Origin of the sequence: Micromonospora sp. NBRC 101691, assembly GCF_030269285.1 — a bacterium.
Classification (GTDB): Bacteria; Actinomycetota; Actinomycetes; order Mycobacteriales; family Micromonosporaceae; genus Micromonospora; species Micromonospora echinospora.
Window position 1 is genome coordinate 141885 of sequence record NZ_BSTB01000006.1, and the last position, 24217, is coordinate 166101.

General features: G+C 73.2%; 14 protein-coding genes. 9 read left to right on the top strand and 5 right to left on the bottom strand.

The window, feature by feature from the left end; translation table 11 throughout:
- Positions 1 to 165 precede the first annotated feature (165 nt).
- From QSK20_RS12520 to QSK20_RS12540, 5 genes are read left to right on the top strand one after another with little or no spacing between them, the layout of a single operon-like run.
- Positions 166 to 3435, top strand: coding sequence for a non-ribosomal peptide synthetase (locus QSK20_RS12520; protein ID WP_285788776.1), 3270 nt, complete (start codon positions 166 to 168; stop codon positions 3433 to 3435).
- A complete protein-coding gene (locus tag QSK20_RS12525; RefSeq protein ID WP_285788777.1) occupies positions 3432 to 6263 on the top strand; it encodes a type I polyketide synthase in 2832 nt (943 codons plus the stop codon). The genes QSK20_RS12520 and QSK20_RS12525 overlap by 4 nt, the downstream gene beginning before the upstream one ends.
- A gap of 8 nt (positions 6264 to 6271) precedes the next feature.
- Positions 6272 to 7288 carry an NAD-dependent epimerase/dehydratase family protein gene (locus QSK20_RS12530; RefSeq protein WP_285788778.1) on the top strand — a complete coding sequence of 339 codons (1017 nt, stop codon included), beginning with the start codon at positions 6272 to 6274 and terminating at the stop codon, positions 7286 to 7288.
- 42 nt (positions 7289 to 7330) lie between these two features.
- Positions 7331 to 8491, top strand: coding sequence for an acyl-CoA dehydrogenase family protein (locus QSK20_RS12535; RefSeq protein WP_285788779.1), 1161 nt, complete (start codon positions 7331 to 7333; stop codon positions 8489 to 8491).
- A 19-nt stretch (positions 8492 to 8510) separates the two neighbouring features.
- Complete coding sequence (locus QSK20_RS12540; protein WP_285788780.1) at positions 8511 to 10352, top strand: non-ribosomal peptide synthetase; 1842 nt, start codon at positions 8511 to 8513, stop codon at positions 10350 to 10352.
- An 8-nt stretch (positions 10353 to 10360) separates the two neighbouring features.
- Here the strand turns inward: QSK20_RS12540 and QSK20_RS12545 are convergent, their stop codons facing one another.
- A complete protein-coding gene (locus QSK20_RS12545) occupies positions 10361 to 11131 on the bottom strand; it encodes a serine/threonine protein kinase (protein WP_285788781.1) in 771 nt (256 codons plus the stop codon).
- Positions 11132 to 11813: 682 nt separating this feature from the next.
- On the opposite strand from QSK20_RS12545, the gene QSK20_RS12550 reads away from it, so the two are divergent.
- Both QSK20_RS12550 and QSK20_RS12555 read left to right on the top strand, forming a co-directional pair.
- Positions 11814 to 14102, top strand: coding sequence for an exo-beta-d-1,3/1,6-glucosidase (locus QSK20_RS12550; protein ID WP_285788782.1), 2289 nt, complete (start codon positions 11814 to 11816; stop codon positions 14100 to 14102).
- 277 nt (positions 14103 to 14379) lie between these two features.
- Entirely contained in the window at positions 14380 to 16332 is a 1953-nt protein-coding gene (locus QSK20_RS12555) for a hypothetical protein (RefSeq protein WP_285788783.1), read from the top strand.
- Positions 16333 to 16445: 113 nt separating this feature from the next.
- Here the strand turns inward: QSK20_RS12555 and QSK20_RS12560 are convergent, their stop codons facing one another.
- From QSK20_RS12560 to QSK20_RS12570, 3 genes are all read right to left on the bottom strand, one after another.
- On the bottom strand, positions 16446 to 16628 hold the full coding sequence (locus QSK20_RS12560; RefSeq protein WP_285788916.1) for a GntR family transcriptional regulator: 183 nt from the start codon (positions 16626 to 16628) through the stop codon (positions 16446 to 16448).
- 117 nt (positions 16629 to 16745) lie between these two features.
- A complete protein-coding gene (locus QSK20_RS12565; RefSeq protein WP_285788784.1) occupies positions 16746 to 18245 on the bottom strand; it encodes a serine/threonine-protein kinase in 1500 nt (499 codons plus the stop codon).
- 171 nt (positions 18246 to 18416) lie between these two features.
- The gene (locus tag QSK20_RS12570; protein ID WP_285788785.1) at positions 18417 to 19403 is read right to left on the bottom strand and encodes a PaaX family transcriptional regulator; all 987 of its coding nucleotides are present in this window, start codon (positions 19401 to 19403) and stop codon (positions 18417 to 18419) included.
- Between the two features lie 254 nt (positions 19404 to 19657).
- On the opposite strand from QSK20_RS12570, the gene QSK20_RS12575 reads away from it, so the two are divergent.
- Positions 19658 to 20989 (top strand): extracellular catalytic domain type 1 short-chain-length polyhydroxyalkanoate depolymerase, encoded by a 1332-nt coding sequence (locus QSK20_RS12575; RefSeq protein WP_285788786.1) that lies wholly within the window; start codon positions 19658 to 19660, stop codon positions 20987 to 20989.
- A 184-nt stretch (positions 20990 to 21173) separates the two neighbouring features.
- Entirely contained in the window at positions 21174 to 22571 is a 1398-nt protein-coding gene (locus QSK20_RS12580; protein WP_285788787.1) for an RICIN domain-containing protein, read from the top strand.
- Between the two features lie 43 nt (positions 22572 to 22614).
- Here QSK20_RS12580 and QSK20_RS12585 read toward each other — a convergent pair whose 3' ends face one another.
- The gene (locus tag QSK20_RS12585) at positions 22615 to 24189 is read right to left on the bottom strand and encodes a Na+/H+ antiporter (protein ID WP_285788788.1); all 1575 of its coding nucleotides are present in this window, start codon (positions 24187 to 24189) and stop codon (positions 22615 to 22617) included.
- Positions 24190 to 24217: the final 28 nt, after the last annotated feature.

Here is a 24217-nt window from a genome sequence, read left to right on the forward strand (position 1 = left end):
CGTCGGAAACGTAACCGAGCCCGGCGGCGGCAGGAGCCTGTCACCTGTCAGGGACCGCTGCCGTACGCCGCTGGCTACGGTCGGTTCGCGGTCCCGCCCGCCGTGGTCGCCGTGTCCGCTGCGCACCGCAGTGCCTGCGCCGAACCGAGAAGACGAAGGTGTGACATGGGCCAGGAAGGTCTGTTCGACCTCTCACCGTCCCAGGAGATCGTCTGGGTCCACGAGAGACTCTCCCCGGGTAGCCGTGCCTACAACTTCACCGCGTTCGTCGTCGTGCGCGGCGATCTCGACGTGGACGCGGTGCACGCGGCGCTGGGTCACGTGCTCGACCACCACGACGGGCTGCGACTGGAGCTGGCCGACACCCCGGACGCCCGGCCCGCGCAGCGGGTGCGCGACCGTTGCCGACCCCGCTTCCGCAGCGTGGACATCTCCGGCGAGCCCGACGTCGACGCGGCGTTCGACGAGGTCGTCCGCGCCGAGGCCACGACGAGCTTCGACACGTACGAGGCCCCGCTGGTCCGCTGGTGCCTGGTGCGGACCGGTGCGCGGGAGCACCGGCTGATCCACGTCGAGCACCACCTGATCCACGACGGCCGGTCCTTCCTGATCCTGGTCGGTGACCTGTTCCGCGCCTACCGGGCCCTCGTCGCGGGTGCGCCGGTCGAGCTGCCGGCGACCGTCTCCTACACCGAGCACCTGCGCCGGGTGGCCGCCGTCCCGCCCGGCGACCGCGCGGAGAGTCTCGCGTTCTGGCACCGGGAACTGGCCGACGCCACGTTCGAGGCGACCCTGCCCGGCCTCGCCCGGCCCGGCGCGGTCCGCCGCAACCGTGGCGCGCAGCACCGGCAGCGGTTCGCCCCGGAGGTGGCCAACCGGATCCGGGCGCGCAGCGTCGCCAGCGGACACACCGTCTACACCACGATGCTCGGGCTCTTCGCCGAACTCGTCCGCCGGCACTGCGGCCAGGACGACCTGATCGTCGGCACCGCCGTCGGCAACCGCTACGACGCCGTCGACACGTCGGTCGGGATGTTCGTCAACACCATCCCGCTGCGGCTGCGCCTGTCCGGACAGACCCCGGTGGACGACATGCTCTCGGACGTCACCGAGACCCTGATCCGGGCCATCCCGCACCAGGACGTGCCGATCCAGCAGCTCACCCGGGAGATCGGCCGGCACACCAGCGGCGTGGAGAACCCACTGTTCAACATCGCCTTCAGCGGTGTCGACGACAGCGTGCCCGACGTCCGGGTGCCCGGCCTGGACGTGGTGCTCTCCGAGGGTCACAACTTCGGGACCACCCGCTTCGACCTCGACCTGGTGTTCATCCCGGACGCCCGGCGCGTCGTCGGGCCCCGGGTCGGCCCGGCCGCGCTGGACCTGCACTGGGACTACGACGCCGACCTGTTCTCCGCCGAGACGGTCCGCCTGCTCGCCGACCGGCTCGCCGCGCTCGTCGAGGCGTACCTGGACGCGCCGCCCACGGCCCCGGTCGCGTCGCTCGCGGCGACCCCCGCCCCGCCCGCCGCCGACGTCGCCGAGCAGCCCGCCCACCCGGTCGTCTCCGGCGAGCTGCTCGCCCCGGACCGCGACCCCGAGGCGGTCGCCGTGGTGAGCGGAGCCCGCACCCTCACCTACCGGGACCTCGACGCCCTGGTGCGGCGCACCGCCACCGCGTTGACCGCCGCCGGTGTCGGCCCCGGGCAGCCGGTGGCCGTGCTGCTGCCCCGGGGCCTGGACGTGGTGGTCGCGCTGCTGGCCTGCGCGCGGGTCGGCGCGGTGTACTGCCCGATGTCCGCCGCCGACCCGGCCGACCGGCTCCACCTGCTGCTGGAGGGGCTACGACCGGCGCTGGTGCTCACCGACGCGACCACCGCCGGCCGGCTGCCCGCCCTCCCCGCCCCCCTCGCCGTGCTCGACGGCGACCGGTGGCCGGCGGCCCGGCCGGCGGTCCCCCTCGACGACGTCGCCTACGTCATCCACACCTCCGGCTCCACCGGCGTGCCGAAACCGGTCGCGGTGGGCCGGGCCGCGCTGTCCCACCTGGTCGACGCGATCGTCGGGCGCTACGCCCTGACGCCGGACGACCGGGTGCTGACGTTCACCCAGCCGCACTTCGACGTCGCCCTGGAGGAGATCCTGCCGACCCTGGCGGTCGGCGCCCGCCTGGTGGTCCCGCAGAGCGAGGTCCTGGGTGCACCGGAGCTGGTCGCGGTGTCGGCCGCGCGGCGGGTGACCGTGGCGAACCTGCCGACGAGCTACGTCCTCACCGTCGCGCCGGAACTCGCCTCGGCGTGGCGGGACGGGCGTTGGCGGCCCCGGCTGCTGGTCGTGGGTGGCGAGGCGGTCACCGGCGAGTCGCTGCGGGAGCTGGTCGGGGCGGGCCCGACCACCGTCCTCAACGCCTACGGCGTCACCGAGGCGACGGTGACCTCCACGGTGCACGAGGTGACCGGGGACGACCTGGCCAGTACGGCGACCGTGCCGCTCGGCGTCGACCTGCCGGGCACCCGCACGTACGTGGTGGACCGGTCCGGACGGCCGCTGCCCGACGGCGCGGTCGGCGAGATCGCCATCGGCGGCGCCGGCCTGGCCCGGGGCTACCTGCACGACGAGGCGGCCACCGCCCGGTCCTTCGGCGACGTGGACGCCCTCGGCGGGCAGCGGGTGTACCGCACCGGCGACCGCGGCTACCGCGACACCTCGGGCCGGCTGCGGTTCGCCGGTCGCCTCGACGACCAGGTCAAGTTCCGGGGGTACCGGATCGAACCGGGCGAGATCCGGTCGGTGCTGGTCGAGCACCCGGGGGTCCGCGACGCGTACGTGCTGCTCGCCGCCGGGGTGGACACCGGGGAGGCGCAGCTCGTCGCCTACGTCGAACCCGGGCCGGACGGCGACGCGCCGGAGCACGCAGCGCTGCGGTCCTTCCTCGCCGCCCGCCTGCCCGAGCACCTGGTCCCCTCGGTCTTCGTGCCGGTGCCGAAGCTGCCGCGCACCCCGGTCGGCAAGGTCCGCCGGGACGACCTCCCGCCGGTGGTGGCCACCGCGACCCGGTCGGACGTCCCGCTCGCCTCCGACCGGGAGGAACAGATCGCCCGGATCTGGCGGGAGGTCCTCGGCGTCGACCGGGTCGGCCGGACCGACAACTTCTTCGACCTCGGCGGGCACTCCCTGCTGCTGCTCCGGGTCCACGCGCGGCTCGTCCGCGAACTGCGGCTGGACCTGCCGGTGGTGACGCTGTTCCGCTATCCCACCGTCGAGGCGATCGCCGCCCACCTGGCCGGCGGGGAGGGGGAGCCGTCGAGGCGGCCCGACCTCGGGCCGGCCCGGTTGGCCGGGCGGGACCGTCTCGCGCGCGCCCGGGCCCGCCGTGGCGGCGCCGACGACCAACCCCACGAAGCCGTACCGCTGGACGAACGGACGCAGCCGTGAACCCTGACAGCAACCTGATCGCAGTGGTCGGCATGGCCGGGCGGTTCCCGGGGGCCGCGGACCTCGACGAGTTCTGGCGCAACCTCAGCGGCGGCGTGGAGTCCATCACCCGGTTTCCGGCCCGTCAGTCCGGCGGGCACACGTACACCCCGGGTCGGGGGATCCTCGACGGGGCGGACCGGTTCGACGCGGCGTTCTTCGGCTTCACCCCGCGTGAGGCGACGATGCTGGATCCCCAGCACCGGCTGCTCCTGGAGTGCGCCTGGGAGGCGCTGGAGGACGCCGGCTACGACCCGGCCCGCTGCCCCTGGCCGGTCGGCGTGTACGCCGGCAGTTCGCAGTCGTCGTACGAGCGTCACGTGCGGGAGCACCTGACCGTCGACGACTGGGCGGTGCGGCTGGCCAACTCGATGGACCTGCTGACCGCCCGGGTCGCCTACAAGCTGGGCCTGACCGGCCCGGCCGTGACCGTCCAGACCGGATGCTCCACGTCGCTGGTGGCGATCCACCTGGCGGCCCAGGCGCTGCTCGCCGGGGACTGCGAGGCCGCGCTGGCCGGTGGGGTCTCGGCGGTCGTGCCGAACGCCCTCGTGCCGTGGAGCAAGGGCGGTCCGGTGTCCCGGGACGGGCACGTGCGCGCCTTCGACGAGGCGGGCAGCGGCTTCGTCAGCGGCGAGGGGGTCGGGGTGGTCGTGCTCCGGCGGCTGGACGACGCGCTGCGCGACGGCGACCACGTCCACGCCGTCATCCGGGGTTCGGCGGTCAACAACGACGGCGCCGCGAAGGTGGGCTTCACCGCGCCCGGGGTGGACGGGCAGACCGAAGTGGTGCGGGCCGCCCAGGCGGTGGCCGGGGTGGACGCGAACACCGTCAGCTACGTCGAGGCACACGGCACCGGCACCCCGCTCGGGGACCCGATCGAGGTGGAGGCGCTGACCAACGCCTTCCGGGGCACCACCGACGCGCGGGGGTTCTGCCGGATCGGCTCGGTCAAGACGAACATCGGGCACGCCGACACGGCGGCCGGCGTCGCCGGGTTCATCAAGACCGTGCTCGCCCTGCGGCACCGGCGGATCCCGCCGAGCCTGCACTTCCGGGAGCCGAACCGCAAGATCGACTTTGCCGCGAGCCCGTTCGTCGTCAACACCACGCTCTGCGACTGGACGCCTTCCGCCGGGGTCCGGCGGGCCGGGATCAGCGGCATGGGCATCGGCGGGACGAACGCGCACGTCGTGGTCGAGGAGGCCCCGACGCCCGCGGTGACCCCGACCGACCGTCCGTGGCACCTGCTGACCGTATCGGCCCGCAGCGCCGGGGCGCTCGACACGGCCGCCGCGCGGGTGGCCCGGGCGGCGGCCGACCGGACCGACGCCGGCCTCGCCGACGTCGCGTGGACCCTCCAGCACAGCCGCGCCGGGCATCCGTACCGCCGGTTCGCGGTGTGCGCCTCGGGCGCGGACGCCACGGCCCTGACCGTTCCGGGCCCGAGCGCCGGCCGGACCGGCACGGTCGCCGGCGACGTGGTGCACCTCTTCGCCGACCGGGAACCGGCGCACCCGCCGGTGGCCGAGCTGTACGCGCACGAGCCGGTGTTCCGGACCGCCGTCGACGAGTGCGTCCACGCGGCTCCCGCCGGTCTCGGCGTGGACCTGCGCGAGGCGGTCCTCCGCCGGGAGTCCGTCGGGACCGACCCGGTGGTCGAGGCCTGCGTGACCTTCGTCGTGCAGTACGCGCTGGCCGTGCTCTGGCGGCGCTGGGGTGTGGAGCCGGTCGCGGTGGCCGGGCACGGCACCGGGGCGTACACCGCCGCCTGCGTGGCCGGGGTGCTCCGCCCCGATGAGGCCCTGCCGCTGGTGGCCCAGCGGGCCCGGGTCCGGCGGGACGGGGACGCCGGCACCGCCCGGGCCGACCTGGCGGACCTCGCCCGCCGGGTGCCCGCCCGCCGGCCCGCGCTGCCGTGGGTGTCGGACCTGACCGGCGGCTGGATGGACACCCGGCAGGCCGTCGACCCGGTCGGTCACTGGGTGGCGCACGCCGGTTCCGCCGGCTCCTTCCACGCCGCGCTCGACACGCTGCTCGGCTGGCGTGCGCTGACGCTGCTGGCGGTGGGGCGCGGCACCACCCTGACGGACTCGCTCGCCGCCCGCCCCGACGCGCTGCGCCGCCACACGGTCCTGGCCTCCCTGCCGGCGGAGCACGGGTCGACGTACGCGGCCCTCCTCACCGCCCTCGGGCGGCTCTGGGCCGCAGGTCTGGAGCCGCACTGGTGTCTGTACGAGGGGGAGCGGCGCAGCCGGGTGCCGCTGCCGACGTACCCCTTCGAACGGCGCTCCTACCTGCCGGAACCCGCGACCGCGCCGGCCCCGGACGCCGGAACCGCGCCGACCCCGGTGTCCGCGCCGACCGGCCCCGCCCCCACCGACGTCGTCCCTGCCGACGTCGTCCGCACCGCGCCGGGCGACGACGCTCCCGCCGCCCCGGCGGACAACGGTCCCGCCGCCCCGGTGGCCGCCAGCGCGGCCGTGGCGGTCGAGGACGGCCCGGCGGTCACCGACGCCGCCGGGGCGGAGTCCGACGGGGCGATCCTCACCACCGTGCGGGCGCTCTTCGTCGAACTCTTCGGGGTGCCGGAGGTCGGCCCGGACGACAACTTCTTCGACCTGGGCGGCGACTCCCTGCTGGCGATCGAACTGGCCGCCCGGATCAACGAGACCTACGAGCTGGACCTGCCGTTGCGCAGCGTGTACGCCGCCCCCGTGGTGGCGGAGCTGGCGGGGTCGGTGCGGGCGGCCCTGGCCGCCGAGGGACGCACGGGCGACGGCGGCTGATGGCGGGCATGCGGATCCTCGTCCTGGGCGGCACCTCCTTCGTCGGCCGCGCGATCGTCGCCGACGCCCTCGCCCGGGGCCACGCGGTGACGACCCTCAACCGGGGCCGGACCGGCCCGGACACCCCCGGCGTCGAGGCCGTACGGGGCGACCGGAGTCACGACGGTGGGCTGGGCGCGCTGCACGGACGGTCCTTCGACGCGGCCGTCGACCCGTCCGGGCTGGTCCCGGCGGACGTCCTGCGGACCGCCCGGGTCCTCGCCCCCGGCACCGGCTTCTACGCCTTCGTCTCCAGCGTCTCCGTCTACCCCGACTGGAAGTCGGTGCCGGTGCGCGAGGACTCGCCGTGCCACGTGGGCGAACCGGACGAGGAGGGCGACCCGGCCGACCACCGCCGGTACGGGCCGCGCAAGGTCGGCTGCGAGCAGGCCGTGCGCCTGGTCTACCCGGCGGACCGGACGCTGGTCGTCCGGCCGGGCACGATCGTCGGACCGCACGACAACATCGGCCAGGCGCTGTGGTGGCTCGACCGGATCGCCCGGGGCGGACCCGTCCTCGCCCCCGGGGACCCGTCCCGCCCACTCCAGCTGCTGGACGTCCGCGACCTCGCCCGGTTCGTCGTCGAACGGGTCGAGAGCTGGGCCAGCGGCGTCCTCAACACCGTCCCGGACGGACCGAACACCACCATGGGCGCGTGGCTGGACCACGCGGTGACCGCCACCGGCAGTGACGCCGAGCTGGTCTGGGCTCCCGAGGAGCTGCTGCTCGCCCGGGAGGTGCTCCCGTGGTGGGAGATGCCGCTGTGGCTGCCCGACGTCCCGGGGAACCGGGCCGCCTGGGACACCTCCGGCGCGGCGGCGGCCGCTGCCGGTCTCACCTGCCGGCCGGTCGGCGAGACCGTGACGGACACCTGGCGGTGGATGGCGTCCGGCGGGCGGCCGGCACCCATGCCGGGCCTGCCGCCCGTCGGCATGGGGGAGTTCCGGGAACGCCGCCTCCTGCAGACCGTCCTGGCCGACCGGTGAGGACGCCGTGAACCGGGACACGACGATCGGGGTGGTGCGACCGTGACCGAGCCGGCAGCGGTGTTCGAGGACGAGCACCGGGAGTTGCTCGACTCCTTCGGCGCCTTCGTCCGCCGGGAACTGGAGCCGCTGGCCGCCGAACTCGGCGAGGCGGGCCACCCCTCGTACGACCTCTGCTCCTACGTCCGGCAGCGCTCGGCCCAGCTCGGCTTCTACGCCGGCGACTACCCCGAGTCGCTGGGCGGCAGCGGAATGCCGTTCAGCGCCGTGGTGGCCCTCAACCACGCCGCCGGCCGCACCGGCTGCCGGCTGGCGCCCTACGCCCTGGCCGGATCGGAGGGGCCGAGCCCGCTGTTGTTGGGTGGAACCGACGCGCAGGTCAAGCGGTACCTCGAACCCCTCGTGCGGGGACAGCGCACCCGGTGCCTGGCGCTGACCGAGCCGGACGCCGGATCGGACGCCTTCCGCCTGACCACCACCGCCCGGCGGGTCGACGGCGGTTGGGTGATCACCGGCCGGAAGACGTTCGTCAGCAACGCGGCCCGGGCCGACCTGGTGCTCGTCGTCGCCGCGGTCGACACGCCGGCGGGACACCGGCGACCCGCGGTCTTCGTGCTGGAGCAGGGGCACCCGGGGATGCGGCTGGGGCAGCGCTACGAGGGCATGTCCGGCGAGGTGCTGCACGAACTGGTGCTGGACGCCGCCGAGGTGCCCGACGACGCGCTGCTCGGCGACCCCACCGCACCGGACGCGCTCGGGGCCAGCATCGGCAGCCTCTCCCGGGGCCGGCTGATGGTCGCCGCGCAGTGCAACGGGATCGCCGAGTACGCGCTCTCCCTCGGCGTGGAGTACGCCCGGCACCGCCGGGCCTTCGGCCGGCCGATCGGCGACTACCAGCACGTGCAGGAGCACCTGGTGACCAGTCGCGCGGAACTCGAGGCGTCCAAGGTGCTCACCCTCGCCTGCGCCCGGCTCGTCGACGCGGGCGTGGAGCCGCCGGAGAACGCCGCGCTGGCGAAGCTCACCGCCTCCACCATGGCGGTCCGGGTGGTGGACCGGGCGTTGCAGGTCCACGGGGCGACCGGCTGGGTCCGGGGACATCCGTTGGAGTTCCTGTACCGGCAGGTCCGGACCATGACCATCATCGAGGGCACCACCGAGATCCAGAAGGTCATCATCGCCGGGGCGATGGGCCTCGGCTGAGGCAGGGAAGGGGTACGGCGTGCGGGACGACACTGTGGTCGGTGACGACGTGGCGTGGAGCATCGCGCACGGCGGTCCGCTGCCGCCGCCACCCGCCGAGGGGGCGGAGGTCCGCGACTGGCTGCGGCACCGGACCGACCGGGGTACGGGCGTGGCCGTCGACGACGGCGACCGACGGTTGACGTACGCGGAGCTGGGCGCGCTCGCCGACCGTACGGCGGACGCGTTGCGGGACCGGGTGCGACCGGGGGACGTGGTCGGCGTACGGCTGGACCGCTCGGTCGAGCTGGTGGCGACCGCCCTCGCGGTCGTCCGCCTCGGAGCGGTGTACCTGCCCCTCGGGCCGGGGTGCGCCCGGCAGCGCCTCGACCTGGTGCGGCGGACCGTCCGGGTGCCGTGCGTGGTGGACCGGGCCGACGCGACGCCCGGGGACGGGACTCCGCTTCCCGGCATCCCCGGTTCGACGGCGGGGATCACGGTGGCGGTGTTCCCGCCGGTGCCGCCGGAGGCCGCGCCGGTGCCCGCCGGCACCGGTTACGTCGTCCTCACCTCGGGCACCTCCGGCGCCCCACGGGCCGTCGCCGTCGGACAGGACTCGTTGGCGGCGCTCGTGCGGTGGTACCACGACCACGCGGGCCTGGGACCGGGGGAGCGGCACAGCCTCCTGATCAACCCGGCGTTCGACCCGCACGTGATGGAACTGTTCGCCACGCTGTGCGCCGGGGCGACCCTAGCCGTCCCGCCTGCCGGGGCCGGTCAGGACCCGTACCTGCTGACCAGGTGGTGGGCCCGGGACGGGGTGACGGTGAGCAACGTTCCCACCCCGATCGCCGATCTGGTGCTGGCCCGGCCGTGGCCGGCGGACCTGCGCCTGCGGCACCTGGGGATCGGCGGCGAGCGGCTGCGCCGCTGGCCGGGTCCGGACGTGACCGCGACCGTGCACAACATGTACGGCCCGGCCGAGGCCACCGTGACGACCACGGTGCACCGGCTGACCGGCCGCCCGGACCGGGAGGGGCCGCCACCGGTCGGCGGTCCGGTGCCGGGCGCGGTGGTCTGCGTCACCGACCCGGCGGGGCGCACGGTCGCCCGGGGAGAACCCGGCGAGCTGCGCATCGGCGGCACCGGGCTGGCGCTGGCCTGCTTCGGTGACCGGGGCGGCCCGCCCTTCGTGTCCCCGCCACCGGAACTGTCCGGCCTCGACCGGGTCTACCCGACCGGCGACCGGGTCCGGATGGGCGCCGACGGGGTGTTGGAGTTCCTCGGCCGGGTCGACGACCAGGTGAAGGTGAGCGGGGTCCGGATCGAACCGGCGGAGGTGGAGGCGGCGCTCGAACGTGATCCCGACGTGGTCCGGGCCGCCGTGGTGGCGACCTCGTCCCCGGCCGGTACCCGCCTGACGGCCTTCGTACAGCCCCGGCCGGGCGTCCGGATCGACGCCGACGAGGTGCTCGCCCGGGTCCGGGGCTGGCTGCCCGAGCAGGCGGTGCCCGGCGTCCTGCGGGTCGTCCCGTCGATGCCGGTGACCGCGAACGGCAAGACCGACCGGGCGGCCCTGCGCGACCTGGTACCGACGTCGGCCACGACGCCCGGGGACGCCGAGGATCTCACCGACCAGCAGCGACTGGTCCTGCGCGTGTGCCGGGACCTGCTGGACCGGCCGGAGGCCACCCTGGGTGACCGGTTCGTCGACATCGGCGGCAACTCCCTGATGGTCGCGCGGCTGCTGGCCGCCCTGGAGAACGCCACCGGCGCCCGGCTGCGGGCCTCCGCGCTGCTGCGGCAACCCGACCTGGCGGGCATCGCCGCCCTGCTCGACGGGGCGCCGGTGGCGACCTCCCGGGCGGTGGTCGACGGGTGAGCGCGGGGTCAGCCCACGTGCGCCCAGCGCCCGCCGGGCTGACCCGACCACTCCCGTCGGCCGGGCAGGAGGTTGAGGTGTTCCTCCCGGACGAGGTCGTAGCGGAGCGCGAAGGCGACCAGTGCCTCGCGCTTGGAGTGCATCCGGCCGCCGTAGGACGACATCGACTCTTCGTCGATGGGCAACTTGTACTGCCGCAGATAGTCGATGTGGTAGTTGATGCTGCTGCGGTTCACATTGGCGAACCCGGGCGCCGGTCGCAGCCGCTCGATGATCTGCTGCACCGACGGTACGGCCGCCGTGGAGGAGCCGCGCAGTCGTGGTTCGCAGAGTGCGACGAGCACCAGGAAGTACTTGGTCTGTTCATCCAGTACGGGTAGCGAAATATGCGAAGCGATGTCGGACATCCGTGAGTCGAGAAATGTCGGCGGCGACGCGAACACCCTGACTTCGAGCAGTCCACCGGCCGAGGGAACGAGCACTCTCGACATCTCGAACGGCACCACCGCGTCGAGTCGTCGGGGTGCCACCTTGATTAACTCGGTCCCACCCTCGAGGTTTTCCACCACGAACGTCGTGTTGCTCGTCAGATTAGACAGCGACCAGCAGTGCGGCAGCGCGCGGACCGCGCCGATGGCGTGCGGGGCGTACGGCTCCACCGCCACGGTCCGGGTCGAGCGTCCGAACCAGAAGACCTGTCCCGCCGGAACGTCAGCCTTTGTGCTGGTCATTCGCCTGCTCTCGACCGGGCAGGCGCGCGGTGCCGACCAGTCGATCACGATTCCCTCCGGGTGGGAAGGCATGCTGGGAGGCATGCCCGTGACCGGGGGGAGAGACGTCTCTGTCTTCACGTGAACCTCGCCGTTCGAGTGGGGTCGCCGAAGGCTAGCCTTGCTATTCCGTTCGCCAGATCCGAAGCAACTCGACCCTTCCGTGCCGACCGTCGTGGCGGACGGTCCGATATCGCCGTGTGAGGTCACGCGCCGTCTGCCGCGCTGCCTCACATGACCAGCCGTCATCCGACTTCCGTGATCTTCTCCACGGCTCGACGGGTGGTGCCGAACCCCACGTGATCACGAATGCCGCGCGACAACGCACCGGCGTACATCGATACCTTAACGCTCCCGAGCGGCTTTTTGGTACTGGAAGTTCCGTAATGGACAAGGTGCCTGGTCATCGGCTTTTCCCGGGTGGTCGGTCTCCTTTTCGAATCCGCCGTGGTGGGTGTTCCGCACGTGACCAGGGGAAATGTGATTGACGGCGATCTTTGTGCAAAGTGGATCAGCGCCGAATGGGCAGGTGAGCCGGCGGACGGTGTCACCGACGAGCACGGACGACGGCGGTTGCCCCGGACGGCGTCCCCGGTCCACAGTCGGAGGTGCCGAACGGGAGTCACGGCGACCAGTCGCTCCCGGACCACCGCGATCGCGACGCCCCCGGCGTCCGGGAAGGAACATCCGCGTGCCCACAGCGCCGTACCGCGACCCCGCCCTGCCGGTCGCCGACCGTGTCACCGACCTGCTCGCCCGCATGACCGTGCCGGAGAAGGTCGGCCAGATGCTCCAGCTCTCGGCCCAGGACGGGGTGCGCGACCTGGTCGAGCGGATGCACGTGGGATCGATCCTGCACGCCTCACCCGAGCATGTCGTCGAGGCGGTCGACCGGGCCGCCCGGACCCGGCTGGGCATCCCGTTGCTCGTCGCCGAGGACTGCATCCACGGCCACTCGTTCTGGGCCGGCGCGACGATCTATCCCACCCAGCTCGGTATGGCCGCCACCTGGGACCCGTCGCTCGCGGAACGGGTCGCCCGCGCCACCGCCGTCGAGGCCGCCGCCACCGGGGTCCACTGGACCTTCTCCCCGGTCCTGTGCATCGCCCGGGACCTGCGCTGGGGTCGGGTCGACGAGACGTTCGGCGAGGACCCCTTCCTGATCGGCGAGTTCGCCTCGGCGATGGTGCGCGGCTACCAGGGCACCGGCCTGGCCGACCCGACGGCGGTGCTGGCCTGCGCGAAGCACTTCGCCGGGTACTCCGAGACCCAGGGCGGCCGGGACGCCAGCGAGGCCGACATCTCCCGGCGGAAGCTGCGCTCCTGGTTCCTGCCGCCGTTCGAGCGGGTCGCCCGCGAGGGCTGCCGCACGTTCATGCTCGGATACCAGTCCATCGACGGCGTGCCGGTCACGGTGAACGGCTGGCTGCTCGACGAGGTCCTGCGCGGCGAGTGGGGCTACACCGGCACCCTGGTCACCGACTGGGACAACGTCGGCCGGATGGTCTGGGAACAGCACATCCACGCCGACCACGCCGAGGCCTCGGCGGCGGCGGTGCGGGCCGGCAACGACATGGTGATGACCACACCGGCCTTCTTCCAGGGAGCCCAGGACGCGATCGCCCGCGGGCTGCTCGACGAGACCGACCTGGACCGGGCGGTCACCCGCATCCTCACCCTCAAGTTCGAGCTGGGACTCTTCGAGGACCCCCGCCGGCCGGACCCGCAGCGCCAGGCGCAGGTCATCGGCAGCGCCCCGCACGCCGCGCTCAACCTGGAGGTCGCCCGCCGCAGCCTGGTGCTGCTCCGCAACGACGGCACCCTCCCGCTGGCCGGCGGACTCACCGCCGACGACACCGGCCGCGCCGTCGCCGGGGACGACCCGACGCCCCGCCGGATCGCGGTCGTCGGCCCGAACGCCGACGACCCGCACACCCAGCTCGGCGACTGGGCCGGCGCCTCCGGACAGGCCGACTGGCTGCCCGACGGGCACCCCCGCGACCTGACCCAGACGGTCCTGGACGGGCTGCGCGCGCACGTGCCGGCGGACTGGACGGTCACCCACGCCCGCGGGGCCGACATCCTGACCCTCGGCCCCGACCCCGCTGGCGCGTTCTTCCCCGACGGGCAACCCCGACCCCCCGTGGTCGTCCCCGCCGCGCCCGACGAGCGACTCATCGCCGAGGCCGTCGAGGCGGCCCGGAACGCCGACTACGTGGTCGCGGTCGTCGGGGACCGCATCGAACTGGTCGGCGAGGGCAAGTCGACCGCCACCCTGGAACTGGTCGGCGCCCAGGTCGCCCTGCTCGACGCGCTCGCCGCCACCGGCCGGCCCCTGATCGTCGTCCTGATCGCCTCCAAGCCTCTGGTGCTGCCGCCCGCCGCGCTCTCCGCCGCCGCCGTTGTCTTCGCCGCCAACCCGGGCATGCGCGGGGGCCGGGCGATCGCCGAACTGCTGCTCGGGCTCACCGAACCGGAGGGCCGACTGCCGATCTCCTTCGCCCGCCACGCCGGCCAGCAGCCCACCTACTACAACCAGATCCGGGGCCAGCACGGCACCCGGTACGCCGACCTCACCCAGAGCCCGGCGTTCGCCTTCGGCGAGGGCCTGAGCTACACCACCGTCGAGTACACCGACCTGCGCGTGCTGACCCCGACGGTCACCGCACGGGACACCCTGCGCGCCCGGGTCGAGGTCCGCAACACCGGTCGCCGCCCGGTCCGGGAGACCGTGCAGGTGTACGTCAGCGACACGGTCACCTCGGTCACCTGGGCGGAGAAGGAGCTGAAGGCGTACCGGCAGGTCGGGCTGGCCCCCGGCGAGGCCCGTACGGTCGAGCTGACCCTGCACGTGGCGGACTGCACGCTCGTCGACGCCCACGGCGCACGGGTCGTCGAGCCGGGCGCGTTCGACCTGCTCGTCGGCGCGTCCTCCCGGGACGAGCATCTGCTGCGGGCCGGCTTCACCGTGGTGACCTGACTCCCGGCCGGACCGCCCGTCGGCGGCGGTCACGCGATCCACCGGGAACACGCCCGACGGTAGCGGGTCACCCGAGGCCGTTCGCGCTGATCGGTCCACCAGGCATGCCGGACCGGCCCACGCGGCACTGTGGACGATGGGACATACTCCACGGACGGGAAACGGCAGGGCCTTCGTGTCGGAGTGGTGGTGCGGGTCCTGTCAACGGGACTGCGGTGGGGGCGTCACGCCCGCCCGAGACCGTCGCTCCCGCCGTAGAAGCGCGAAGGGTGGAATCATGCGACGACAGGTCGCCTCGCTGGTGAGCTTCGCGCTCCTGGTCGGCATCACCTCGGCCTGTACGGACAGCGGCGAGGCAACCGCCCGGGACGACGCCACCGACACGACGGTGACGGTCGGCAAGTCCGCGCTCGACGGCGGGAACCTCAAACTCACGACGGTCGAGCCGCCGACGGTGGAGACCGGCGGCTACCGGCTGTTCGGTGGCTCGGCGACCAGGGTCGAAGTCCAGGGCGGCAAGCTCAGGCCCGACGCCGACGCCACCATCACCATCTCGTACCCCGAGGACGCGACGCCGCAACAGGTGGACAACCTGGCGATCCTGCGCCTGGCGGATGACGGGTGGGTGGCGCTTCCACCGGACTCCGTCGACAGGGAGAAGCACACCGCGACGGTCCGCACCGACCGGTTCTCGATCTGGGACATCGGCTGGTGGGACGTCGAGCAGGCGACCGAGCGGGCCAAGACCACGGCCAGGAACCTGCTCAGCAGCGACAACCTCCTGCTCGGTGGGATCGGCCGAGCGGCCGGCAATCCGCCGGTGGCCAAGGACTGCAAGTACCAGGCCCTACCGCTCACGATCAAGCTGGATGCGTTCGTGCCGAAGACGATCGGGTGCGTCACGTTCGTCCGGGAGGATGCGGCCCGGAAGACGTTCACGCTGCACCTCAGTAACCGGCACACCGAGCCGTACCTGCTGCGCCTGCCCAGAGGGGTTACGTACCAGGCGGTCACCCCCGAACCGACCAACCCGTACAGCCTGCTGATCGACCTGCTCGGTCGACGGATGAACAGCCAGTCGGTCGTCATGGCGGGCGGCAGCATGATCACCCTGACGGTGGACGCCGCGCAGTTCGACGGGAACAAACCTCTGGTCATCAGCGGCTCGCTCGACCTCACGCGCCCCATCCTCGACCTGATGTCGGCCTCGCTCCAGGTGGTCATGCCGGCCAAGCCGACCGACGCTGTCGTCAGGGCCGTCGCCGCGACCGACCAGGCCGCCCGGGTGGGTTCCTGCGTCTACAAGCACGCCGAGCGCATCGCCCAGCTCAAGCCGACGACCACCGAGGCGCTCGGGGACGCCGTCGGCGCCGCGTTCCTGGACTGCGCCGAGGTCATGCAGACCTTCGGCATGATCCTGGCTCAGAAGATGGTCGAGGGTTGGAACCCCACGCAGTACGCCTCGGCCGCGGCCAAGGCCCTGCTCGGCGCACAGATCAAGGCCGTCGTCCTGATCTGGCAGAACTCGCACGTCATCCCGCAGATGATCGGTGTCGTCGACGAACTGGCGCGGAACGGCTTCCGCACGTACACCGCCCAGGTCACCTACCAGGACCCACCATTCGGCCGGCTCGACGAGGTCATGCCGGCAGCCGGTGGGGCGTTCGGCAAACCGAGCAGCCCGCACGGATCGGTACGGACCTTCCCGACGATCGGCACCCAGTGTGTCGACAGGATCGCCGGCAACGACTGGAACACCTGGCTGTACAGCCCGTCCCAGTTCGCGGGTAGGTGGTACCCGGAGGAAAAGACCAACTCCGCCGCGTACGTCACGTACGTCAAGCCGCAGTTCCGCAGCGCCGTCAAGGACTACTTCGTCCACCTGACGGGCAACGGGGAGTGCGAGGGCAAGTTCACGGACGAGTACGCCACCTACCACCAGGAATGGCGCAGCTACGACAGCAAGCCGGACCTGAACGGGTTCGTGGTCTTCCACCGGAACCTCGTCTACCTTCCGAACAGCGACGGCTGGACGCCGTTCTTCAGTGCGACGCTGTTCGACCCGGTCACCGGCGCGTTGATCTACATGACCGTCTCCGACACCGTGCAGGCGCTCGGGGAGAAGGTTCCGGCCGAGGACGTGCTGAAGTCGAAGTTGAGTTCCCAGCTCGACTACCTCGCACACCGCGCGGACGCACAACTCGGGACGACCTTCGTCCCGAAGAAGTAGGACCTGGGCACGTCGAGAAGCAGGCCGGATCGCTGCTGCGGGGCTTTGCGTCGCCCTGCGGGGGGTCCGGCCAGATGCTGGGAGCCTGTAGCTCGGGCGCGACTGCCTGGTCGTTACCGGCTCGAAGGTGGGCTGTCGGTGACGAAGACGCCGATGTCTTGCCGGCCCTCCAGGACGCCGGACTCGATCAGCACCTCGATCGCCTTGCGGACGGTGACGCCGGAGGCGTCGTAGTGCTCGGCGAGCTGCTTGGTGGTGGGCAGCTTGTCGCCGGGCTTGAGGATCCCGGCGTCGATCTGGGCGACTTCCTGGCCGTGCTGCGTTCGGCCAGGGTGAGGGTGAAGGCGGGTGAAGGAGCGGCAAGCCCAGCCCGTTCCTGACCCCCGCGTCCTGACCGGCTTGGGTGGGCGCGCTCAGGCGGGACGGAAGGCCGGACCCTTCGCGCCGCCGGACTCCGGGCGGGCCAGGCAGTGCACCAGCCAGCCCTGGTCGGCGGGCAGCTCGATAGGCCAGGCGTCCCGGACCCAGGCGCGGGTGCCGGCCGGCTCGGCGCTGCGGGCCGCCAGGACCGACGACGAACAGGCCGCCGCGATGGTGGGGTGGGCCAGCAGTTCGTCCTGCGGCAGGTCGGCCGCGTCGGCGGGCCGCCGGATCGCGACGAACGTCTCCCAGGAGTGTTCGCCGGCGCAGTTCGCCTTCCGGGGCGGCATGGCGGTGCCGCTGATGGCGACCAGGCCACCCCAGCACAGCGGCGTGGTGGGGCAGAGTTCCGCGCCGCAGGCGGCGAACCCGTCCGGCACCGTGGGCCCCGCCGACGGGGTGGCGTTCGGCCGGGTCGGGTCGGCGTCGGCCGGTGACCCGGTGCCGTCGCCGAGCGCCTGCCAGGCCGTGAGGCCGGCGACCAGGACGAGGACGACCGCTCCGGTCAGTACCGCCCACCGCCGCCGCGTCGACCGGCCCCGGACCGGTGTCACCGATCCCGGTGGTGGAACGGGGACCGGCGGGCCCGCGACCGGCGGGACCGACAGCGGTGGGCCTGGGACCGGTGGAGCCGGCACCCCTGGGCCCGCGACCGGGACGGGCGCGGCCAGGTGGGGGATCGTGGCGGACGACCAGCGGGCGGCAGCGGCCAGTGCGGCGGCGGACGGCCAGCGGTCCGCCGGCTCGGTGGCCAGGGCCCGCTCGACGACGGCCCGCACCGGCTGCGGTACGTCGTCACCGAGCGCCCGGGGGGCCGCCTGCACCCGTTGCAGGGCGATCGCGTACGGGTTGTCACCGGTGAACGGACGCTGCCCGGTCAGACACTCGTAGGCGGCGAGCCCGAGCGAGTAGACGTCACTGAGCGCGGTGGCCGGCCGACCGAGCACCTGTTCCGGCGAGAGGTAGGTGGGGGTGCCGAGGACCGCGCCGGACGCGGTGAGCAGTGAGGCGTCGTGCCGGCGGGAGATGCCGAAGTCGGTGATCAGCAGCGTGCCGTTCGGCCGGACCAGGAGGTTGGCCGGTTTGATGTCGCGGTGCACGATGCCGCACTCGTGGACCGCCTGGAGTCCGTCCGCCGCCTGGGCGACCAGGTGCATGGTGTCGGCGGGGGAGAGCCGCCCGTGTCGGGCCAGGGTCTGGGACAGCGACTGCCCGTCGACGAACTCCATCACCAGGAAGGTCAGCCCGTCGCTGTGCCCGTAGTCGTGGATCGACGCTACGGCGGGATGGTTCACGCTGGCCATGGCCTTCGCCTCGACGAGGAACCGGCGGGCGAAGTCGGGATCGTCCGCCACGTCCGGCAGCATGGCCTTCACCGCGACCGTCCGGCCGAGCAGCACGTCGACCGCCCGCCACACCTCGCCCATGCCACCGGCGCCGATCCGCGCGTCGAGCCGGTACCGGTCACCGAGTCGCAGCCCAGAGTGGAGCATTACCTCTCACCGTCCGTACGTCGCATCGTCCTGACGGCGGGCCGGCCGTCGCGACATCTTGTCACAGCGCGGCGCGGGCCCCACCCGCCGTGCGGCCCGACGACCTCGGGGCCACGGCGCGCCACCCCGACCGCGCCGTGGCAGGAGGGCCGCGTGCGCGGATGCCGTTCCCTACCCGGGCAGGGGCGTCGACGCGGCAGTGGTGGGTCGGACCGTGCCGGCGAGGATGTCGGTGGTGAGGTGGGACCGGATGCCGGGGTGGGCGTGGCCGCCGACGCGCGCGACGGTGGTCCGGACGTGCTGTTCGGCGGTGGCGGCGAGGCCGTCGTAGACGGCGACGAACACCTCCCGGGCGGGCTCCCGGAGCCACCCGGGGGGAAGCAGTTCGATCGGTAACCGGGGATCGAGTGTGGGAAAGCGCCGGAAGGTGTCCATCACCTCCGTGCGGGCCCGTACCGCCTCCGCGCCGTCGACCTGACCCGCCCGCACCTGTGGCAGGAGTGGATTCCACCGCCGCAGGAAGGTCTCGTAGTGCCGGGCGATCGCCGGGACGTCCCAGGCGTCGAGGGGCTGCCGGTTGGTGAGGGTGTCGAGGTCGGCCGGTCGTCCCCGGAACACCGTGACGGTGCCGGTGAGCTGGCCGAGCCGACCCTGGTCCTGCGGGGTCAGAGCGTGCGGCGAGATCCACAGGCCGTCGTACAGCGGCGCGAAGCCCAGCCAGCGGAGCTGCCCACGCAGGGCCCGGCGCTGGGTGCCCCGCTCCTTCGGCAGGGAGAAGGCGACGAGGGTCCAGCATCCGTCCCACGGCGTCGCCTCGGCGGTGGCGGTGAGGATCCACCGGCCACCGGTGGCCAGGTCGACGGCGGCGGCCCGGCTGAGCCGGTAGGAGCTGTGCCGTCCCTGTCGGCTGCCCTCGAGCACGCCACGGCGGACCAGCCGACTGATCGCGGCGCGGGCGCCGGTCGGGGTCACCCGGGACTCGGCGAGCAGGGCCACGAGAGCCGCGGACGGGATCCAGGCCAGGTTCCGCAGCGTGTAGTCGGCCAGCAGCGTCACCGCGAGTCCCTGCGGGGAGCTTCCGGCCTGCCGCCGGGGCAGCCGCACCGGGTGGTCCCCGTCGTCCGGAAAGATCTCCTCGATGGCGAACGGGCTGTGCACGGGACGCTCCGGGGGCTCCTCGGGGACGGTACGTCGACTGTAGACGCGTCGCCGACCAGCGGGGAGAGGTTCGTTGATCCATCGAGCCAACTCGATTGACACTTGTTTGACCGAGGGGGAGACTATCTGTCACGCGACGTGAGTGGGCCGGGCAGGGCAACCCCGATGGTCGGATGGCCGGCGCGTCGGTGCGGGAAACCGGGCGGACCCGCGTCGGGCGTGCGGCCGATCTCAACCCGTAGAGGTGGGACAACGTGCGTACGAGAACCAAGCGGAGCCTGCTCTTCGCCCTGGCCGCGTCCCTGGCGGTGGCCGGCCTGACGATTCCCGCCCTCCAGCCCGCCCACGCGGCGTCGCTGGTCGAGGTGACCGCCTTCGGCGACAACCCGGGCGGGATGCGGATGCACCTGTACGTGCCGGACGTGCGCCCGGCCAGCCCGGCGATCGTGGTGGCCATGCACGGCTGTGGCGGTTCGGGCCCCGGCTTCCACGCCGGCAGCGAGTTCGCCGCCCTGGCCGACCGGCACGGATTTATCGTCGTCTACCCGACGGCGACCCAGCAGGCCGGTTTCGGCAACTGCTTCGACACCTGGTCGGCGGCGGCCAAGCGGCGCGGCGGCGGCAGTGACCCCGGTTCGCTCCTGTCCATGATCAGCTATGTGGGGCGTCAGTACGGCGGTGACCTCGGCCGGGTCTACGCCACCGGCAGTTCGTCGGGCGGCATGATGACCAACCACATGCTGGCCGTCTACCCCGAGGTGTTCCGGGCCGGAGCCGCCTTCATGGGGGTTCCGTTCAACTGCTTCGCCAACGCGGCCGACTATCCGCCGGGCGCCAGTCAGTGCACCGGCGGGGCCATGAACCGGACCCCGCAGCAGTGGGGTGACGCGGTCCGGCAGGCGTATCCCGGCTATTCCGGGCCGCGCCCCCGGGTGCAGCTCTGGCACGGCACCAACGACACGCTGGTGCCGTACTCGTTGCTCCAGGAGACGATCGAGCAGTGGACCGACGTGTTCGGTCTCGGCCAGACCCCCACCTCCACCGACACCCCCCAGCCCGGCTGGAACCGCCGTCGGTACGCCGACCCGTTCGGCACGGTCCAGGTGGAGGCGTACGCGGTCCAGGGCGCCGGGCACAGCCTGCCCTCCGGCGGTATGGCGGCGGCCGCCGTCCAGTTCTTCGGCCTGACCACGCCGTCCCCGACCACGCCCGCACCGACCAGTCCGGCACCGACCACGCCCGCGCCGACCACACCGCCGCCCGCTGCTGGCGCCTGCCGGGTGGCGGTCAGCGTCAACGCCTGGAACAACGGGCTGACCGGGAACCTCACCATCGCCAACACCGGTACCAGCGCCGTCGACGGCTGGTCCCTGGTCTTCACCCTGCCCGCAGGTCAGCGCATCACCTCCGGGTGGAACGCGTCCTACACGCCGACCTCGGGACAGGTGACCGCGCGGAACGTGAGCCACAACGCCGTCATCGGCGTCGGCGGCTCGACCACCATCGGTTTCCAGGCGACGCACACCGGCAACGCCGCCCCGCCCGTCGCCTTCACCCTCAACGGCGCGCCCTGCCTGGTCGCCTGACCCTGGCCGTTCGCGACCTTGGACCGACCCGTGGACCGACCCGGCCGTCCGCGACCCCGGCGACCGGGCCGGCGACGCGCACGCCGGCGGCCGGGTTGTCCGCACAGAGAACCTCGCCGCGTGCCGACGCCGGCACCCGGCCGAACCCGCCCGTCTCCCGTCGGGCGATGCGAAGGAGCCGATCATGAGAACGACCGACGAGAGCCGTCCCACCGCCCCTCCGGGCCACCGCTGGCGGCCCGCACTGGCCGTCGTCGCGGCGGCCGTCGTCGCGACCGGCACGCTGGTCGCGGTGAACGCCGTCCCCGCCGACGCGGCGTCGGTGGACACCGGAGCCTGGTACGTGCTGGTCAACCGCAACAGCGGCAAGGCGCTGGACGTCTACGACCGGGCGACCGGCGACGGCGCGCGGATCACCCAGTGGTCCCGCAACGACGGTGACCACCAGCAGTGGAAGTTCGTGGACTCCGGGGGCGGCTACTACCGGCTCGCGTCCCGGCACTCCGGCAAGGTCCTGGACGTGGCGAACTGGTCGACGGCCAACGGGGCGACGGTCCAGCAGTGGACCGACCACAACGGGGCGAACCAGCAGTGGCGGTTGGCCGACTCCGACGGTGGCCATGTCCGGATGATCAACCGGAACAGCAACCGGGCGCTGGAGGTGCAGGGCGCCTCGACCGCCGACGGCGGGAACATCGTGCAGTACGACGACTGGAACGGGGCCAACCAGCAGTGGCAGCTCGTCCGCGTCGACGGCGGCACGCCACCGCCCACCACCCCGCCTCCGGGCGGGGACGGCTGCGGCAAGGCCCCGACGCTGCGCAACGGCACCCACCAGATCCAGAGCAACGGCAAGAGCCGGTCGTTCATCCTGCGGATGCCCGCCACCTACGACAACAACCACCGCTACCGGCTGATCTTCGCGTTCCACTGGCGGGGCGGCACCGCCAACGAGATCGACTCCGGCGGGACGAGCGGGCAGGCCTGGTCCTACTACGGCCAGTGGGAGCAGTCGGGCCACAACGCGATCCTGGTCGCGCCGCAGGGGCTCGGCAACGGCTGGGCCAACTCCGGCGGCGAGGACGTCACCTTCGTCGACGACATGCTCCGACGGATCGAGGCTGACCTCTGCGTCAACCCGGCGCAGCGTTTCGCCACCGGCTTCAGCTGGGGCGGCGGCATGAGCTACGCGCTCGCCTGCGCCCGACCGACCGTCTTCCGGGCGGTCGCGGTCATCGCCGGCGGGCTGATCAGCGGTTGCAGCGGCGGCACGCAGCCCGTCGCGTACTTCGGCCTGCACGGGATCACGGACAACGTGCTCACCATCGCCCAGGGACGGGCGTTGCGCGACACGTTCGTCCGGAACAACGGGTGTGCCCAGCAGAACCCGCCCGAGCCGGCGGCGGGCAGCCGTACGCACATCACCACCGGCTACGCCGGCTGCCGCGCCGGATACCCGGTGCAGTGGGCGGCGTTCGACAACGGGCACATGCCCGGCCCGGTCGACGGGACGTACGCCGAGAGCGGCGTCACGACCTGGACCAAGGGCGAGATCTGGCGGTTCTTCGCGCAGTTCTCCTGACCGGCGTGCCGGCCGGCGCCGAAGTGCCGGCCGGCTCCGGCGTCTAGTCCGGGGCCTCCGGGCCCAGGAGACGGATCTCCTCGATGTCCAGCACGGCCTGGAGTTCCCGCAGCACGGTGTCGTCGATCTCGTTCGTGTCGCGCAGGCGGGTGATCTCGCGGCGCTTGCGGGCGAGCACCTCCAGCCGTAGTTGCCGCTCCACGTCCCGGTTCCGTCCGGACTCCTCGTCCTCGGGGGTCTGGATGCTCTCCAGGTGGTCCTCGTAGTCGGCGCGTACCCGGTCGACGACGTCGGCCGTCGCCTCCAGGTCCCGCGCCACGTCGGGTAGCGCCGCCAGGCCGGCCCTGGTGGCGCTCACCCAGGCCTGGCGGGTCTCCTCGCCGCGCGGCTCGTCGCCGACGAGACCCGCCCAGCGGACGACCAGCGGCAACGTGGTGCCCTGGATCAGCATGATCAGCACGATCACGAGCGCCGTGCAGAAGATGATCAGGTCGCGCTGGCCGACCGGCTCGCCGTTGGCGGTGACCAGCGGCACCGCGAGCGCCGCGGCCAGCGACACCGCGCCCCGGAAACCGGCCCACCCGGCCGCCGTACGGACCCGCCAGCCCACCCGGAGCTCACGCTGCGACCGTCGGCGGTCGACCACCTGGAGGACGTACGTCGACAGGTGCACCCACGCCATCCGGGTCGTGGTGACCGTGCCGGCCACCACCAGCCCGATGAGCATCGCCCGCCCGAGCGACGTGCTGGTCTCACCCTCCACGATGCGGGGGATCTGCATGCCGAGCAGGACGAAGAGCCCACCGTTGATCAGGAACGTGGTGAGGTCCCAGAAGGCGAAGGCCATCAGCCGGGAGGGGGCCCGGATGATCCGGGGCGCGGCGTACGAGAGCAGGAGTCCCGCGACGACCACCGCCAGCACCCCGCTGGCGTGGATCTTCTCCGCGAGCAGGAACGCGACGAACGGGGTGAGCACGCTCAGCGCACCCTCCCGGAGCGGGTCGTCGAGGCGTCGCCGGATCAGGATCACCACACCGCCGACCAGCACGCCGGCCGCGACCCCGCCGGCGAACGACCCGACGATCTGCCCGAGGAGCCTCGGCGCCCCCGGGGCGCCGTCCCCTTCGAGCAGGCCGAGCGCGACGGCGAACAGGACCAGCGCCGTGCCGTCGTTGATCAGACTCTCCGCGCGCAGGATGGTGAGGAACCGGCGGGGCATCCGTTTGGCCAGGCCGGCGACGGCTGCGGCGTCGGTGGGGGCGAGCACGGCGCCGAGCACCCAGGCCACCGCCGGGTCGACGCCGAGCGCCTGTGCGGCCCACCACACCGTGACCATGGTGATCCCCACCAGCCCGACGGCGAGCAACGCGATGACCGGCAGGTTGGTGCGGATCTCCCGCAGGCTGACGCTGAGGCTCTCCCGGTAGAGGATCGCCGGAAGGAACAGCAGCAGCACCACCTCCGGCTCCAGCACCACGTCGGACAGCGGCGGGGCGAGCGCCAGCAGCGCACCCATGCCGATGAGCAGGACCGGCGGCGCGACCCGGTACCGCCCACCGAGCGTGGTCCCGACCAGCACGGTGGTGGCCAGCACCGCGATCAGCACGAGACCTTCCACGCCGCCCCTCGCCCCCGTCCGGCCGCCG